This window comes from Thalassomonas sp. M1454 (assembly GCF_007097525.1).
Lineage (GTDB): Bacteria > Pseudomonadota > Gammaproteobacteria > Enterobacterales > Alteromonadaceae > Thalassotalea_A.
In genome coordinates, this window is the sequence record NZ_VKDD01000004.1 from 100,691 (window position 1) to 114,715 (window position 14,025).

14 protein-coding genes and 2 pseudogenes are annotated in these 14,025 nt (G+C 39.2%); 7 read left to right on the plus strand and 9 right to left on the minus strand.

Annotated features, from left to right (window positions below; all coding sequences use genetic code 11):
- Positions 1-37: 37 nt before the first annotated feature.
- The 3 genes from FNN08_RS10265 to FNN08_RS10275 all read left to right on the plus strand — a co-directional run bounded on the left by FNN08_RS10265 (position 38) and on the right by FNN08_RS10275 (position 2,688).
- Positions 38-1,573 carry an AbgT family transporter gene (locus FNN08_RS10265; protein ID WP_143585443.1) on the plus strand — a complete coding sequence of 512 codons (1,536 nt, stop codon included), beginning with the start codon at positions 38-40 and terminating at the stop codon, positions 1,571-1,573.
- Positions 1,574-1,779: 206 nt separating this feature from the next.
- Positions 1,780-2,148 (plus strand): DUF413 domain-containing protein, encoded by a 369-nt coding sequence (locus FNN08_RS10270; protein ID WP_143585445.1) that lies wholly within the window; start codon positions 1,780-1,782, stop codon positions 2,146-2,148.
- A 180-nt stretch (positions 2,149-2,328) separates the two neighbouring features.
- Positions 2,329-2,688, plus strand: a complete 360-nt coding sequence (locus FNN08_RS10275; protein WP_143585447.1) for a hypothetical protein — start codon at positions 2,329-2,331, stop codon at positions 2,686-2,688.
- Positions 2,689-2,695: 7 nt separating this feature from the next.
- On the opposite strand, the gene FNN08_RS10280 is transcribed toward FNN08_RS10275, so the two are convergent.
- Both FNN08_RS10280 and FNN08_RS10285 read right to left on the minus strand, forming a co-directional pair.
- Positions 2,696-2,962, minus strand: coding sequence for a hypothetical protein (locus FNN08_RS10280; RefSeq protein ID WP_143585449.1), 267 nt, complete (start codon positions 2,960-2,962; stop codon positions 2,696-2,698).
- Between the two features lie 74 nt (positions 2,963-3,036).
- Positions 3,037-4,218, minus strand: a complete 1,182-nt coding sequence (locus FNN08_RS10285; RefSeq protein ID WP_260679319.1) for an acyl-CoA dehydrogenase — start codon at positions 4,216-4,218, stop codon at positions 3,037-3,039.
- Between the two features lie 173 nt (positions 4,219-4,391).
- On the opposite strand from FNN08_RS10285, the gene FNN08_RS10290 reads away from it, so the two are divergent.
- From FNN08_RS10290 to FNN08_RS10300, 3 genes are read left to right on the plus strand one after another with little or no spacing between them, the layout of a single operon-like run.
- Positions 4,392-5,060 (plus strand): isochorismatase family protein, encoded by a 669-nt coding sequence (locus FNN08_RS10290; RefSeq protein ID WP_143585451.1) that lies wholly within the window; start codon positions 4,392-4,394, stop codon positions 5,058-5,060.
- An 11-nt stretch (positions 5,061-5,071) separates the two neighbouring features.
- A complete protein-coding gene (locus FNN08_RS10295; RefSeq protein WP_143585453.1) occupies positions 5,072-6,031 on the plus strand; it encodes a polysaccharide deacetylase family protein in 960 nt (319 codons plus the stop codon).
- The gene (locus tag FNN08_RS10300) at positions 6,031-6,954 is read left to right on the plus strand and encodes a polysaccharide deacetylase family protein (RefSeq protein ID WP_143585455.1); all 924 of its coding nucleotides are present in this window, start codon (positions 6,031-6,033) and stop codon (positions 6,952-6,954) included. Before FNN08_RS10295 ends, FNN08_RS10300 begins: the two co-directional genes overlap by 1 nt.
- A gap of 95 nt (positions 6,955-7,049) precedes the next feature.
- Here the strand turns inward: FNN08_RS10300 and FNN08_RS10305 are convergent, their stop codons facing one another.
- The 6 genes and pseudogenes from FNN08_RS10305 to FNN08_RS16450 all read right to left on the minus strand — a co-directional run.
- Positions 7,050-7,484: a DUF2141 domain-containing protein gene (locus tag FNN08_RS10305; protein ID WP_143585457.1), complete on the minus strand. Its 435-nt coding sequence runs from the start codon at positions 7,482-7,484 to the stop codon at positions 7,050-7,052.
- A 168-nt stretch (positions 7,485-7,652) separates the two neighbouring features.
- Positions 7,653-8,141 (minus strand): flavin reductase family protein, encoded by a 489-nt coding sequence (locus tag FNN08_RS10310; RefSeq protein ID WP_143585459.1) that lies wholly within the window; start codon positions 8,139-8,141, stop codon positions 7,653-7,655.
- Positions 8,142-8,151: 10 nt separating this feature from the next.
- Positions 8,152-9,126 (minus strand): hypothetical protein, encoded by a 975-nt coding sequence (locus FNN08_RS10315; protein WP_143585461.1) that lies wholly within the window; start codon positions 9,124-9,126, stop codon positions 8,152-8,154.
- A gap of 163 nt (positions 9,127-9,289) precedes the next feature.
- Positions 9,290-10,543, minus strand: a complete 1,254-nt coding sequence (locus FNN08_RS10320) for an NAD(P)/FAD-dependent oxidoreductase (RefSeq protein ID WP_260679336.1) — start codon at positions 10,541-10,543, stop codon at positions 9,290-9,292.
- Positions 10,532-10,687: pseudogene (locus FNN08_RS16445) on the minus strand (rubredoxin); the annotation flags it as partial. The gene FNN08_RS10320 and the pseudogene FNN08_RS16445, both read right to left, overlap by 12 nt.
- A gap of 72 nt (positions 10,688-10,759) precedes the next feature.
- Positions 10,760-10,933 (minus strand): annotated as a pseudogene (locus tag FNN08_RS16450) (rubredoxin); the annotation flags it as partial.
- Positions 10,934-11,276: 343 nt separating this feature from the next.
- On the opposite strand from FNN08_RS16450, the gene FNN08_RS10325 reads away from it, so the two are divergent.
- Positions 11,277-12,497 (plus strand): aromatic ring-hydroxylating oxygenase subunit alpha, encoded by a 1,221-nt coding sequence (locus tag FNN08_RS10325; RefSeq protein WP_143585465.1) that lies wholly within the window; start codon positions 11,277-11,279, stop codon positions 12,495-12,497.
- A 273-nt stretch (positions 12,498-12,770) separates the two neighbouring features.
- On the opposite strand, the gene FNN08_RS10330 is transcribed toward FNN08_RS10325, so the two are convergent.
- Entirely contained in the window at positions 12,771-14,006 is a 1,236-nt protein-coding gene (locus FNN08_RS10330) for an SAM-dependent methyltransferase (protein WP_260679320.1), read from the minus strand.
- Positions 14,007-14,025: the final 19 nt, after the last annotated feature.

Sequence of the window (14,025 nt, forward strand, 5' to 3'; positions counted from 1 at the left end):
CATAATCAAATAATTAGAACAAAAATACGGAGCTATTATGTCAACATCAACTAGCTGGACAATGCGCGCTTTAGATAAGGTTGAGAAAGTCGGCAATAAATTACCTGATCCTGCCATTATCTTTGCATTTTGCTTATTTATCGTTTGGATCTTATCGGCAATTTTTTCACAAGTAACCTTTGATACTATCGACCCTCGAAGTGGTGAGGCGGTTGTGGTTAACAACTTACTCACTGGCGATAGTTTGGCCGACTTTTTATCTCGCATGGTAACAATCTTTACTGGCTTTGCGCCTTTGGGCGTGGTGTTAGTGGCTATGTTAGGTGTTGGTGTTGCTGAGCATTCTGGCTTTATTAGTGCCGGTCTTAAACGCATGCTTGACCGCACACCTAAAGCATTACTAACGCCTATGGTTGTGTTGGTTGCTATTGTTAGTCACACTGCAACAGATGCTGGCTATGTGTTAGTTATCCCTCTTGCTGGTGTTATTTTCTATGCTATGGGCAGGCACCCGCTAGCTGGTATTGCGGCAGCATTTGCAGGTGTGAGTGGTGGTTTTTGTGCCAACTTTATTCCTTCAGCTATTGACCCTTTACTACAGAGTTTTACTCAAAGTGCGGCGCAATTAATTGATTCAGATATCCAAATTAACCCGTTAAATAACTGGTTTTTTAACTCGGCTTCAACCTTGTTGGTTGTGTCAATTGGTTGGTATTTAACAGATAAAGTTATTGAGCCTCGCCTTAAAGATGTTGAAGTTGATGGCGACCCAAGCGAAATTCCTCGCTTTGATGAGCTTGACCAAAAGCAATCTCGAGCACTTAAATATGCTAGTTTAGCTATGCTAGGTGGTATCGTTGCGTTAGTGTTTATCTTAATGCCAAGTGATTCGCCAATGCGTGATGCTAGTGGACAGTTAACCTCGTTCTCTGCCCCTATAATGCAATCTATTGTGCCGTTAATCTTTTTACTTTTCTTACTGCCAGGTGTTGTTTATGGCTATATGTCGGGCACCTTTAAGACCAGTAAAGATATGATTGATACCATGACCAAAGCAATGCAAGGCATGAGTTATTACATTGTTATGGCATTCTTCTGTGCTTTGTTTATTGATGCTTTTGGTAAGTCTAATTTAGGTGCATTATTAGCGATTGAAGGCGCGGAAGTATTAAAGGCATTGCAGTTACCAAGTATGGTTACTATTGTTGGTATTATATTTCTTACTGCTTTTGTTAATTTATTTGTCGGTTCATCTTCAGCTAAATGGGCATTGTTAGGGCCTATTTTTGTACCTATGTTGATGCAATTAAACATTTCACCAGATTTAACTCAAGCCGCTTATCGCTTAGGGGATTCGTCTTCTAATATCATTACGCCGTTAATGCCTTATTTCCCGTTAGTGGTGGTTTACTGTCAGCGTTATGTGAAATCAACGGGCATAGGTACTTTGTTATCGATTATGTTGCCTTACTCTATTTGTATCTTGTTACTGTGGACGGCCTTCTTACTTCTATATTGGGGCTTAGGCATACCGTTAGGAATTCAATCTAGTTATGTTTATCCAGCAGGATAATTTCTAGCTAGTAAATACTTCAAAGGCGACTAATTTTAAGTCGTCTTTTTTATGCGCACTCTATTTATTATTTGCACTAAAATTAATCATAAATTGTTATATGCCGATTTTTTTTTAGTTATCACAAAAAAATTATTGCCAACAAATAAAAGTTGGGTTAAAAATCTTTTATTCATTTTTAATATATTTTTTTTGAGGCAGTTAGCATGGCTATAAATGAATTATCTAAAGACAGTTTTAAAACTACCCGTAGATTTTATGATGATAAAAACTATCCAAGAGGAATGGGGCGTTCAGGCGACTTTACTTACTCTGAAACGGAAATAGTTGAGCAATATGGCGTTGCTTTTCAAGAGTTATCTGCTGGTACTCGTGAGCCTGTAACCGCTGAAGAAGAGCAGTTTGTAAAAGTCAGTAAAGGTGAGTTAGAACCGTCAACTGATTATGAAAAGGCTTGGGTTAAATACCAAAATAAGACATTAACGCCTAAGCAATTCCATACCGTTTTTGGTAGCAATAAAGCGCAAGTTAATGAAGATGATGAAAGCCCAGCAGATGATCTAGACTTAGAGTAATCGTGCCATTTTATATTAAGGTGGCATAAAATTATTCCCAGTTCATTAACTAGGCTGGGAAATTATAAGGTTGAAATTTACATTTTATCTAGTGAAATAAAAGTTGTTCTATTTGGGATTATACTCTCAATAATTTTGGCTTGTGTTGGTTTATGGAGTTGGAACCATCAGCCGACACAAGTGCCTACACAGCTAACTAAGCAAACGGGTTATGTTGTTGCTGTAAAAAAAATTAAAAGTAGGTATTCTGACTCGCTAGAATTTGAGCTATCTAATCAAAAAGTATTTGTATATGACGGTATTTTGCCAAATCTTAATACAGTCTATAAAGCTCTGAGTAATGCTCAACAGGCGAGTGTTTATTTGAGTGCTAATGAAATTTGGCAACTAGATGTAGACGGGCATATTATTTTGCCACCTGAGTCCGCCTTAAAAGCTCGACAAGAAAATGGCCAATATGGGCTAATATTAGCGCTAATGCTCTTACTTATCGCAGTAATATTGGTGTTCGTAGCCATTAAACATCAACGCTCTACTTAAGCTTAACTTATTGCTTTACGTGTTTTTTTAAAGACTCATCTAACTGCTTTTGATCATCTGCTTTTTTTCGTTTTAAATCGTCGCAATATTCATTATTTTGCAACTCTTTGCAATTACCAGCCACTAAAACCATACCGTCGTCATCGTTATGTTTGTAATTGTCTTCATCAAGGTGTTTTGGCAGTTCAGGGGCAACATTGGCTTCTGGTCTTGGTTGAAAAGATGCTGCGCATGAGCAAAGGGTAAATACTAGTAAGATGGGTAATACTTTCATCAGGTCTCACAAAAATAAAAAGGCTAATACACTTAAAGTATATTAGCCTTAAATTTAACGTTTAGCTTTGGTTTTTAATAAAACGCTTGTAAACCTGTTTGCGCACGGCCAAGGATAAGGGCGTGTACATCATGCGTACCTTCGTAAGTATTAACAGTTTCTAAGTTAATCATGTGACGAATTACGTGGAATTCATCAGCAATACCGTTACCACCGTGCATGTCACGAGCCATACGCGCGATCTCAAGTGCTTTACCACAGTTATTACGCTTAACTAATGAAATCATTGCTGGTTCAAAGCGCTTCTCATCAATTAAACGACCTACGCGCAGTGATGCTTGTAAACCTAGGGTAATTTCAGTTTGCATATCGGCAAATTTCTTTTGGAATAATTGCGTTTGTGCTAATGGCTTACCAAACTGTGTTCTGTCTAAACCATATTGACGGGCACGGTGCCAACAATCTTCAGCAGCACCCATAGCGCCAAATGAAATACCGTAACGAGCCATATTTAAACAGCTAAACGGACCTTTCAAACCACGTACATCAGGGAACATATTTTCTTCAGGAACAAATACGCTGTCCATTACGATTTCGCCGGTGATAGAAGCTCTTAGCGACATTTTACCTTCAATTTTAGGAGCAGAAAGACCTTTCATGCCTTTTTCTAAAACGAAACCACAAATTTGATTGTCGTGTGCTTCACTTTTAGCCCAAACAACAAATACGTCAGCAACTGGGGAGTTGGTGATCCACATTTTGCTACCCGTTAGTTGGTAACCACCTGGCACTTTCTTAGCACGAGTTTTCATGCCCGCAGGATCTGAACCTGCATCAGGTTCAGTTAAACCAAAACAACCAATCCACTCACCAGTAGCAAGCTTAGGTAAATACTTTTCTTTTTGTGCTTCGCTACCCCAAGTGTTGATAGGGTGCATAACAAGTGATGACTGCACACTCATTGCAGAGCGGTAACCACTGTCTACACGTTCTACTTCACGAGCAACTAAGCCGTATGAAACGTAAGAAACACCTGAACAACCGTAACCATTAATCGTTGCACCAAGTAAACCAAGTTCACCAAACTGACGCATAATGTTGGTATCAAATACTTCATTACGGTTAGCCATAAGAATACCTGGCTGTAATTGCTCTTGGCAAAAATCACGAGCCATATCACGGATCATGCGTTCGTCTTCACTTAACTGATCGTTAAGTAATAAAATGTCTTCCCAGTTAGATTGCACTGCGCTCACGTTTTTCTCCCATTAAGGTTTTTGCTTTTTTCAGTTTAATTGACATATGTCTATTGTCATTCACTGTGGCATTGCCTTGTTTTTATACGTCATTAATAATGATTGAAAGCATATCAATGCAAATGTTATAAAGATATGTCAAATATCAATTTTGCCATTAAAACGAGAGCCCTATGCAAACTACAACATTAACAGCAAAAGAAATTTATTTAGAAATCAAAGCTAATCCTAGCAGAAAAAAATTCGGCTTTGGTAAAAAGGCGGTATTAGTAAATATTGATCCGCAAAAAGCGTACACCTGTGTTGACGAGTTTAAAACCGCATACGAAACAGACCCTAAGCAAATGGACTACGTAAATGAATTAGCTAAAGAGTTCCGCAAGCTAGGTTGGCCTGTAGTATGGACCCATGTTGCCTATATGGAAGATGCATCGGACGCCGGTATTTGGGGCACAAGAACCGACACCGAAGACTCTTTGCAAAACATAAAGTTTGACTCACGTCGCAGTGAGTTTGATGACCGATTAGAAATAGATAAAGTTAAAGATGTTATTTATCTAAAGAAAATGCCATCAGCGTTTTTTGAGACACAATTACAGTCTTTATTAGTATGGCATCAAGTTGATACGGTAATTCTTACTGGTGGCTCTACTTCAGGCTGTATTCGCGCTACTGCGGTAGACAGCCTATCTCGTGGTTACCGTACTATCGTTCCTGAAGAATGTGTAGCCGATAAACATGAAAGCTACCACTACGCCAATTTAACTGATTTATTATTAAAATACGCCGATGTTGAAGACGTAGCCGACGTAAAAGCTTGGTTACAATCGCAAGGCGAATAAAAGGTAATACGATGAAATCTAATCCTGAATACTACGATTATTGGCCTTATCAAAATCGTCCAAAGATCACTTGGCCTGGTGGCGCAAAAGTAGCTTTTTGGGTTGCGCCCAATATTGAATTCTACGAATTAAATCCACCTAAAAACCCTCATCGTGCAGCATGGCCACAGCCAAACCCTGCCGTACCTGGATATAGTATTCGCGATTATGGCAACCGAGTTGGCCATATTCGTCAAATGGAGCTATTAGAAAAATACGGTATTCGTGGGTCAATTTCATTATCTACCGCGCTGTGTGACCACCATCCTGAGATTATCGAAATGTGTAGTGAACGCGACTGGGAATTTTTTAGTCATGGCATTTACAACACACGTTATACCTATGGTATGAGTGAGCAACAAGAACGCGATATGATCAAAGACTCAATGGAGACTATTTATCGCAGCACTGGCCAAAAATGTGCGGGCTATTTAGCGCCTGCCTTGTCTCATTCTGATCACACTATCGATTTATTTGCTGAAGTTGGCAGCGAATTATTTGGTAATGATGCTGGTATTTATACCTGTGATTTATTCCATGATGACCAGCCAACTAACATTCACACGCGCAGCAATAAGCGTTTTGTTTCTATTCCTTATTCACTAGAAATGAATGACACCATAGCGTTTGTGGTCAATAAAATAGAACCGCGCCGTTACGGACAAATGCTTAAAGATAACTTTGATCGTTTATACCAAGAAGGCGAAGAATCTGGCACGGTAATGTGTATTCCCACCCATAACTACCAAGTGAGTTGTCCACATCGTATTAAGGCGTTTGAAGAAGCACTCGACTACATTACTTCTCATGATGATGTTTGGGTGGCGACAGGCCGTGAAATTGCCGAGTACTACCGTGATAATTACTTTGACATGATGAAAGCCGATATTGATGATCGGGTGTTATCGTTAAATACTAAGGGAGCTAAATAATGGCGTTGGATAATAGTTATTTACAATACCCTGAGCGTAGTTATGGCATGGACCATAACCGCTACGACTGGAGCATGTTAGCCCAACGCAAACCAGTACAATGGCCTAATGGTAAAAAATTAGCGGTATGGGTTAATGTTGGCTTACAGCAGTTTCCATTAGATCAAAAAGGTGTTCCATTTAAAGTACCGGGTGGCATGACTATGCCATACCCAGATTTAAGACACTTTAGTTTACGTGATTACGGAAATCGTGTTGGTTTGTATCGTTTTTTAAAGGCGTTTGACAAGTATGGTGTTAAACCTACCTTTGCCATTAATACTGAATTAGCCGAGCAAAATCCTTACTTACTCGATGTTATTTTAAAGCGCGAAGATGAGCTAATGTGTCATGGCTGGAATATGGATAGCTTACATTTTGGCGGTCAAGAGCAAGCTGCTGAAGCTGAACTGGTGACTAAAAGCGTGCAGCGCCTTCGAGAAATTTCTGGGCAAGCGATCCGCGGTTGGATAAGCCCAGCTAAAAATCAAAGTGAAAACACTCCTGAGTTACTAAAAGCAAATGGTATCGACTTTCATTGTGATTGGGTAAATGACGACATGCCATATGCGTTTAACACCAATAATGGTTCGATGTGGTCTATGCCATTATCAACCGAGTTGAGTGATCAATTCGTACTCATGAATAACTTACACAGTGAGCAAAGCTACGTTGAGCAAATAATTGATGCAACGTCTATGCTAGCTGCGGAAGCAGATAGCCAAGGTGGTCGTATACTGGCGTTACAAATCCACCCATGGTTATTAGGTCAACCACATCGCATTGCTAAATTAGAGCAAGTATTAGCGCATTTAGCCGCTCGTGATGATGTTTGGTTTGCACATGCGAGTGAAATCTTAGATTGTTATACTAAGCAGCAATAATTAAGTTTATTATTTAGCAAGTAAAAGCCCGATAAAGTAACTTATCGGGCTTTTTTAGCTATAAAATATTTTGCTATTAAAGGTTTTAAGCTTGTCTATATCTCAACAATATTAACGCTTTGGGTTGCGCCTGTTGCCGGCAAATTAAACTTAGCATCGTCATAATCAGGTGGACCCATCGAGCCTTTGGCATTATTTGACGTTGCTACTGGCTCTCTTGGAATGCCTATCCAGTTTGAGTCCATTTCTTTATTGCTATCCCAATCTTGATAAATATATAAACCGTATTCGCCTTCTGGTAGCTCAATGGTGGTTACCAGTTTGCCGTCTCTAACTTGGCCTGCAAGAGGTACTATGCTCTGTTTGGTAATATACTTGCTTTTTTCTTCCATCCAATTTTTTTCTTTGTCATAAACATTAATCACAATTTCACCTTTTTCTGATGCAATGTCATTGATCTCAATGGTTAATGTGGCGGCAAAAACTTGGCTAGAACATAACAATAATAAGCTGGTAAACAGTGCTTTCATAGTGCTTCCTGTACATTATTTGGATAAAAATTATGGTTTTAGAGATATACGATTTATTAATAACAATAGATCAAATTTACTCTTTTCCCAAGGTATAAAAAATGGCCGTAAGCAGGGAAACTAAACGGCCATTTATTTAAAGTGTTAAATAATCAAAGTTGTTAGTGATTATTCAGATGCTATTTTTGCGTATCTGCCAGAGTGAAAAACCAGCGGGTCTTTACAATCATGAGCATCAAAATCAAGCACTCGACCAACGATAATTACATGGTCACCGCCTTCATATTGATGTTCAACCTGACATTGAAAACGGGCACTGTATTCTTTTAGCATTGGCACATCACCAATACCTGTTTCTAGTTCCACGTTGGCAAATTTATCGGCACCTTGGCGGGCAAATAAGTTAGACACTTCTTGCTGGTCTTCACACAATACATGCACAGCAAAGTTACTTGCTTCTTTAAAAGCTGGTAATGAACGTGCGCCTTTGTCGATGCTCCACAAAATTAATGGTGGATCAAGCGATACCGAGTTAAAACTACTGATAGTCATACCAATAAGTTCGTCGCCAAACTTAGTAGTAACAATAGTAACGCCGGTAGGGAATTTACCTAAAGCATTACGAAATTGTATTGGATCAATACCTGGATTAGTCATACTAACCTCCTTACTTTTTAACGTATTGTGCGTTTAATACGTTTTCGCCTTCTTGCCAATCAAGTACACCAAACGTAGTGTAAACTTCTTTATTTGATTGGTAGAACTGCCAAACAGAACATAAGCTAAACTTGTCATCAATTAAAGTGTCACGGCTCTTAAGTTTGAACGCTTCACCATAAAAATGTTGAGTACTCCATAAGTAACGACCATAAGCACGACCATTACCAAATACATCTGGACCTTCAAAAGTATGTACTGAATCAGTGCGTGAGCGCTTATAGCTAAATGTACGCTCAATAGCACCTGTCATTGTTACGGTTACATTAGCTTCACGAAGTGAAGTAGGGGTGTAATCGATAACAATATCGGTAGTACCAATTTTCTCTTGATCACCATTATGTACGTCTAATGTGCCAGTCCATTGACCTTGGTTTTTAACTGGTAAGATAAACGGTTTTTTCGCATTTTTTTGCTCGTCTTCTAAGAAGTTTTCTACAAACTTTTGCGTTTCAGGGTTGGTTTCATGATCTTGCGTTACTACGTATAAACCATTAAATACAGCAACTAATGTGTCAGCTTCAAATAACTGTGAAGAGTAAACTTGTAAACCGTGCTCAGGTAAAATTAGGTTTACCGTACGTAAATCAGTATTCCAACCCGGAGAGTAATAGTTAGAGTCTACTAATAAACCATAAGGACGACCTGAACCCATAAAGTCAGGGCCACAATATACACGGTCTTGGTCGCTATCAATAACACCAAACTCAAAACGCGCACCGGCTGTATCAAAACGGTTACGTAGAGGACCTGAGTTTTGGAAATCTGTTTCCATCCAGTAGGTAGTACGGTCACCTTCAAATACTGAAGCGCGGTTTACTTTGTTAAACCCTGTATGGCTGCCATCTGCATCAAATACTGACGGAAGGCCATGCCATTCACCTGTGATGGCTTGTTGGAATTTACTAGGTGTTTTCTCTGACATGTTATTCACTCTTTGTTGTAGTCTTAGCTAGTATTTTAGCGATATAGCTTAAATGTACTATGGTTATATCATTATTACAATGTTGATTTATCACAGAAATGCTAAAAAGCAAAAGCCCACTATAACAATAGTGGGCTTTTAGTTAGTTTTTATTAGCTCAGGGCTATGGCATCACTGGTGGACACTGTTTTTCAAGCTCGCTTCTTGCACCCGTTTGAGAGCCGGTAAGTGCAAAGCCAAGTGTTTGACCACTAGCGTCTTTAAAGACCGCTTTAACACCTTCCGCTGTTTGCGTTTCATAATGCCATTGACCTTGTGCGCCTCTCGCTGGTGGATTAACCACAACAGGGAACAAGGTAGTTTTGATCATTACTGGCATAGCACCGTAACTTACCGTAGTTGGCGTACCTGTTAAGGTTTTAGCTAATGCTTTAAGTTGTGCCATAAGTGGTAAGATGTAAAACAGCACATGGCCATCAACTTGCGCACAATCACCAATTGAATAGATATCTGCAACACTTGTTTCTAGTTGACGGTTAGTCATTATACCGCGATCTGTTTGTACACCAGCAGCAGTAGCTAAGGTTAAGTTTGGTCTTACGCCGATTGCACTTAATACAATATCAGCTTCAATTTGCTCGCCATTTTTCAAGGTAGCAACTACGCCGCTGCCTTTAGTATCTATACGTTCAACGACAGTACCAAAGTGGAATTTAGCACCCGCTAAAGCAAGAGCTGACTCAACCGACTTAGAAGCTTGTTCAGGTAATAAGTTAGCTAATACCGTTGGCATTGGGTCAACAACTTCAATGTCGTAACCGGTTTGGATTAAATCATTAGCGTATTCACAACCAATTAAACCAGCACCAATAATTAATACTTTTTTCTTATGCTTAGCTATGGTTCTAAAGCGAGCGTAATCAAGTAGGTCATTAACCGTATAAACATGGTTTAAACCATTGCCATCTAGTGGTGCTTCAATACAGCTTGCACCAGTAGCCAGGATAAGTTTACCGTAACTATGGATACCGTTATTGCTACAAGTAATAGTTTTAGCCGCGCTGTCTATTGCCGTAATTGGGCTAAAGATATGAATTTCAGCGTGCAGCTGTTCAGCCATTTGTTCAGCCGTTTGGCTAACTAATTCTGCCGCCGATTTGTTTTTAGCAAAACCAGTAGATAACTGCGGTTTCGAGTAAAACGCACCGTCGTCATTAGTAAACATTTTAATTGGTGTTGTTGTATCGTGCTTGCGGATTTCTTTCGCTAAGTTATAACCTGCTAAACCAGTACCGATAATTACAATCGCTGGCTTAGAGTCATCAATAACTTGTTCTTGGCTAGGCTCTTCTGCTGTTGTAGTCGTGCTAGCTTCAGTATTAGCAACTTGTACTTCAACACGTTTAACTTCTAACATATCAAAGTCAGACTTGCCTACGCCACATTCAGGACATAACCAGTCTTTTGGCACATCTTGCCAACGAGTACCCGGTGCAATACCATCTTCAGGCCAACCTTTCGACTCATCATAAACCCATGCACACACTTGGCATTCCCAAATGCTGTATTCAATAGTCTCAACGTGTGTGTCTTGTTTAGCAACTGCTACGGCAGCTGGAGTGGTCTCACTCTCAGAAATAGCTACCATGTCAAAATCTTCTTTACCTACACCACATTCCGGGCATAGCCAATCATCTGGAATATCTTCCCAACGAGTACCTGGCTCAATACCATCTTCAGGCCAGCCCTTTGCTTCATCATAAATCCATGCGCAAACCTGACATTCCCATATTTTATACTGTGACATTATATTGTCCTCTACTTTATAGCTCTTGGAAAAACGACGGAAAAAGTGCCGTTATCAAAAATGAAATCTTCTTAAAATTATTAAAACAATGTTTGTTTACTTTGCAAACAACAATCAAGGTTAGTTAATTTATTGATAAAATCATTTAAATGTTATATTGATATAATATTATGTTTAAAGCATACTGTTTAGCAACTAAAACATTAAAACAATTTTGTTAATAGGTTCGATTCTTTGATCTAGACTAATTTAACATGATATATACCTATTTTTTACTGCTAAGTGATCTTATTGTTTAGATATGCAGTATTGAACGAAAAAATGCAGTTTTGGAGTTAAAACGATGATAACTAATCTATGGTACGTGGCCGAATGGTCTGAAGCAGTTAAAGATAAACCGGTTAAAGCAAAAATACTCGGCCAAAACCTAGTGTTATTCAGAGACCTTGAAGGCAAAGTAAAGGCCGTTGCAGATGTATGTATGCATCGCGGTGGCTCTTTATCTGGCGGTTGGGTGAATGAAAAACGTGATTGTGTTGTATGCCCATACCATGGTTGGGAATACGATGGTTCAGGTAAATGTAAAAAAATCCCATCAGAAGGTCCAGAATTTAAAGTACCATCACGCTTTAAGCTTGACGCCTACCCAGTAGAAGAGCACTACGGCATGATCTGGGTATTTATGGGTGACCTTCCAGAAGAAGAACGCTACCCAATTCCTCCATTACCTGAATACGGTACGGAAAAATGGAAAGGCTTAAAAACCGAATTCACATGGAAAGCAGAAGCATCTCGTGTTGTTGAAAACGGTATTGATATCGCGCATGCATCATTTGTACACCCTGTTTTTGGTTACCCAAGCACCGCTGAAGATAACTATATTGATGAAGTAGAAAAGCATGAATGGTGGGCTCGCTCAACCAACGTGATGTTTCCACCACAATTAAAAGGTGGCTTCTTAGGCTGGCGTAACTTTATCCGTAAGGATAAGCAAGAAACTCGTGTGCACCCAGAGTGGCATTTACCGGGAATGATTGTTCGTATTCAAATTGACTTACGTCCAGGTTGGCAAATTGTTATGTTTGATGCCAACACACCAGTTGATGAAAACACTACTCGTACCTTTGCATGGCAGTTCAGAACCTTCTTCAAACAAAAAATATTTGATAAAGGCTCAATGAAGCGTTTGGCAACCATTTTAGAAGAAGATGCAACTATTGTAGAAGCTTCACAGCCTTACTACTTACCTGAAACACTAGCCAATGAAGTATCAGTTAAATCAGATAAATTCATGAGTACATTCCGTATGGCTCGTCGTAAGCTAGTAGAAGAAAAAGGCTGGCAGATTGACATGGCAGCACGCGATGCGCACCACGGTAAGCAAGTATTAACAATTGCCTCACCTGGTCGTCGTGAAGCTGAAGAAGCTGGTGAAGGCTGGGTATTTGAGAAAATGCCAACGGTTGCACCAATTAAGAAAGCGGCTACTAAGAATGAATTTGAGCAGGATGTTGATAACTTAACGACTGAATCAGCTAATTCAAAAGATAGCTTCTTAGTTTAATATTAAGAGGCACTTTACAAAAAACAAAGCCACTTCATAATGAAGTGGCTTTTTATTATTGAGTGTTTAATTAATCGTTTTTATAAAATTAAAATGTGAAGAGATCCCATCCAAAAGCATAATGGGAAGACGTTGTCTCTATTACATAATTAGAAAAAGTTACATAAGTAGAAAAATTACTCCGTCATCCCCTGCGAGCCAAAGCGAGATACTGGACCCCTCCAGTATTGCAGAGCCTGTTAAGTACTTTTTATTGTACCTTCAAACAAAAACTTACTGAGCTTTTCTGGCAACAAAGTGCACCGTACTAGTTGCGCGTTCTAAGAAAGCACCTTCACAGTAACCTAAGTAATATAACCATAAACGTTTAAAGCGTTGGTCGTAACCAAACTCGGTTAATTGATTAAACGATTGTAAAAAACGCGTGCGCCAATCGGCCAGTGTGCGGGCGTAATCTAAACCAATGTCGTGCAGCTCTTCTAATACGCAGCTAGTTTCCTTGGTCAGCATATTAGTCATTAAGTTGATTGACGGTAAAAATCCACCAGGGAAAATATAGCGCTGAATAAAGTCGACATTATGCAGGTAGTGCTCAAAACGTTGGTCAGCAATGGTGATGGCTTGAATTAATAAACGGCCACCAGGTTTTAAGCGGTCATTACATTGTTGAAAGAAGCTTTGCATGTATTCATGGCCTACGGCTTCAATCATTTCAATGGAAACAACTTTATCGTATTGTCCTGTTAGATTGCGGTAATCTTCTTTTAACAAAGTGATTTTATCTTCAAGGTTAAGCTCTTTAACCCTTTGCTCGGCATATTCGTGCTGAGCATCTGAAATAGTAGTGGTGGTTACTTTACAGCCGTAGTGAGAAGCCGCATAAATCGCTAAGCCACCCCAACCAGTACCAATTTCAAGAATATGATCGCTTTCTTGCAGTTGTAAGCGTTGGCAAATCATTTCTAACTTGTGCAGTTGAGCTTGCTCTAAACTTGCATCACTATTTGGATAAATTGCCGCGGAATACATCATTTCTTTATCAAGAAAGCGGGTATAAAGCTCGTTACCTAAATCATAATGGGCAAGAATATTCTTTTTAGAGCCCGCTTTACTATTGTGATTTCGACGGTGAAATAATTTATATTTTAATTTATTAATCCACGCCATTTTTTGTTCAAGTTGATCGGTAAGTTTTTGCGCTTTGGCAAATATTCTAATAATGGTAGTTAAATCAGGTGTGCTCCATTTATCGTCAATAAATGCTTGTGCTACACCTATGCTGCCACCACGAACGAAATCGATATAAGCGGTCGCATCGTTGATGACCATTTTGCCTTGTAGCTGAACGTTATTACTATGCTCGATGTTGCCAAAGCTATAAGTATTTTCACCTTCAACAATTTCTAACGCACCTTCTTCGATACGATTTAATAATGCAAAAACTAACTGACGACATCGGCTATTTAGCCATGTTATTTTTTGTTGTGAATAATCTACTGTGCTTTCCACGTATCTCTCCAGTATTTTT

Bases quoted from the DNA above. Each gene is read 5' to 3' on its own strand.
- FNN08_RS10265 (WP_143585443.1), top strand. From the start codon at position 38: ATGTCAACATCAACTAGCTGGACAATGCGCGCTTTAGATAAGGTTGAG.
- FNN08_RS10270 (WP_143585445.1), top strand. From the start codon at position 1,780: ATGGCTATAAATGAATTATCTAAAGACAGTTTTAAAACTACCCGTAGA.
- FNN08_RS10280 (WP_143585449.1), bottom strand. From the start codon at position 2,962: ATGAAAGTATTACCCATCTTACTAGTATTTACCCTTTGCTCATGCGCA.
- FNN08_RS10290 (WP_143585451.1), top strand. From the start codon at position 4,392: ATGCAAACTACAACATTAACAGCAAAAGAAATTTATTTAGAAATCAAA.
- FNN08_RS10295 (WP_143585453.1), top strand. From the start codon at position 5,072: ATGAAATCTAATCCTGAATACTACGATTATTGGCCTTATCAAAATCGT.
- FNN08_RS10300 (WP_143585455.1), top strand. From the start codon at position 6,031: ATGGCGTTGGATAATAGTTATTTACAATACCCTGAGCGTAGTTATGGC.
- FNN08_RS10305 (WP_143585457.1), bottom strand. From the start codon at position 7,484: ATGAAAGCACTGTTTACCAGCTTATTATTGTTATGTTCTAGCCAAGTT.
- FNN08_RS10310 (WP_143585459.1), bottom strand. From the start codon at position 8,141: ATGACTAATCCAGGTATTGATCCAATACAATTTCGTAATGCTTTAGGT.
- FNN08_RS10315 (WP_143585461.1), bottom strand. From the start codon at position 9,126: ATGTCAGAGAAAACACCTAGTAAATTCCAACAAGCCATCACAGGTGAA.
- FNN08_RS10320 (WP_260679336.1), bottom strand. From the start codon at position 10,543: ATGTTAGAAGTTAAACGTGTTGAAGTACAAGTTGCTAATACTGAAGCT.
- FNN08_RS10325 (WP_143585465.1), top strand. From the start codon at position 11,277: ATGATAACTAATCTATGGTACGTGGCCGAATGGTCTGAAGCAGTTAAA.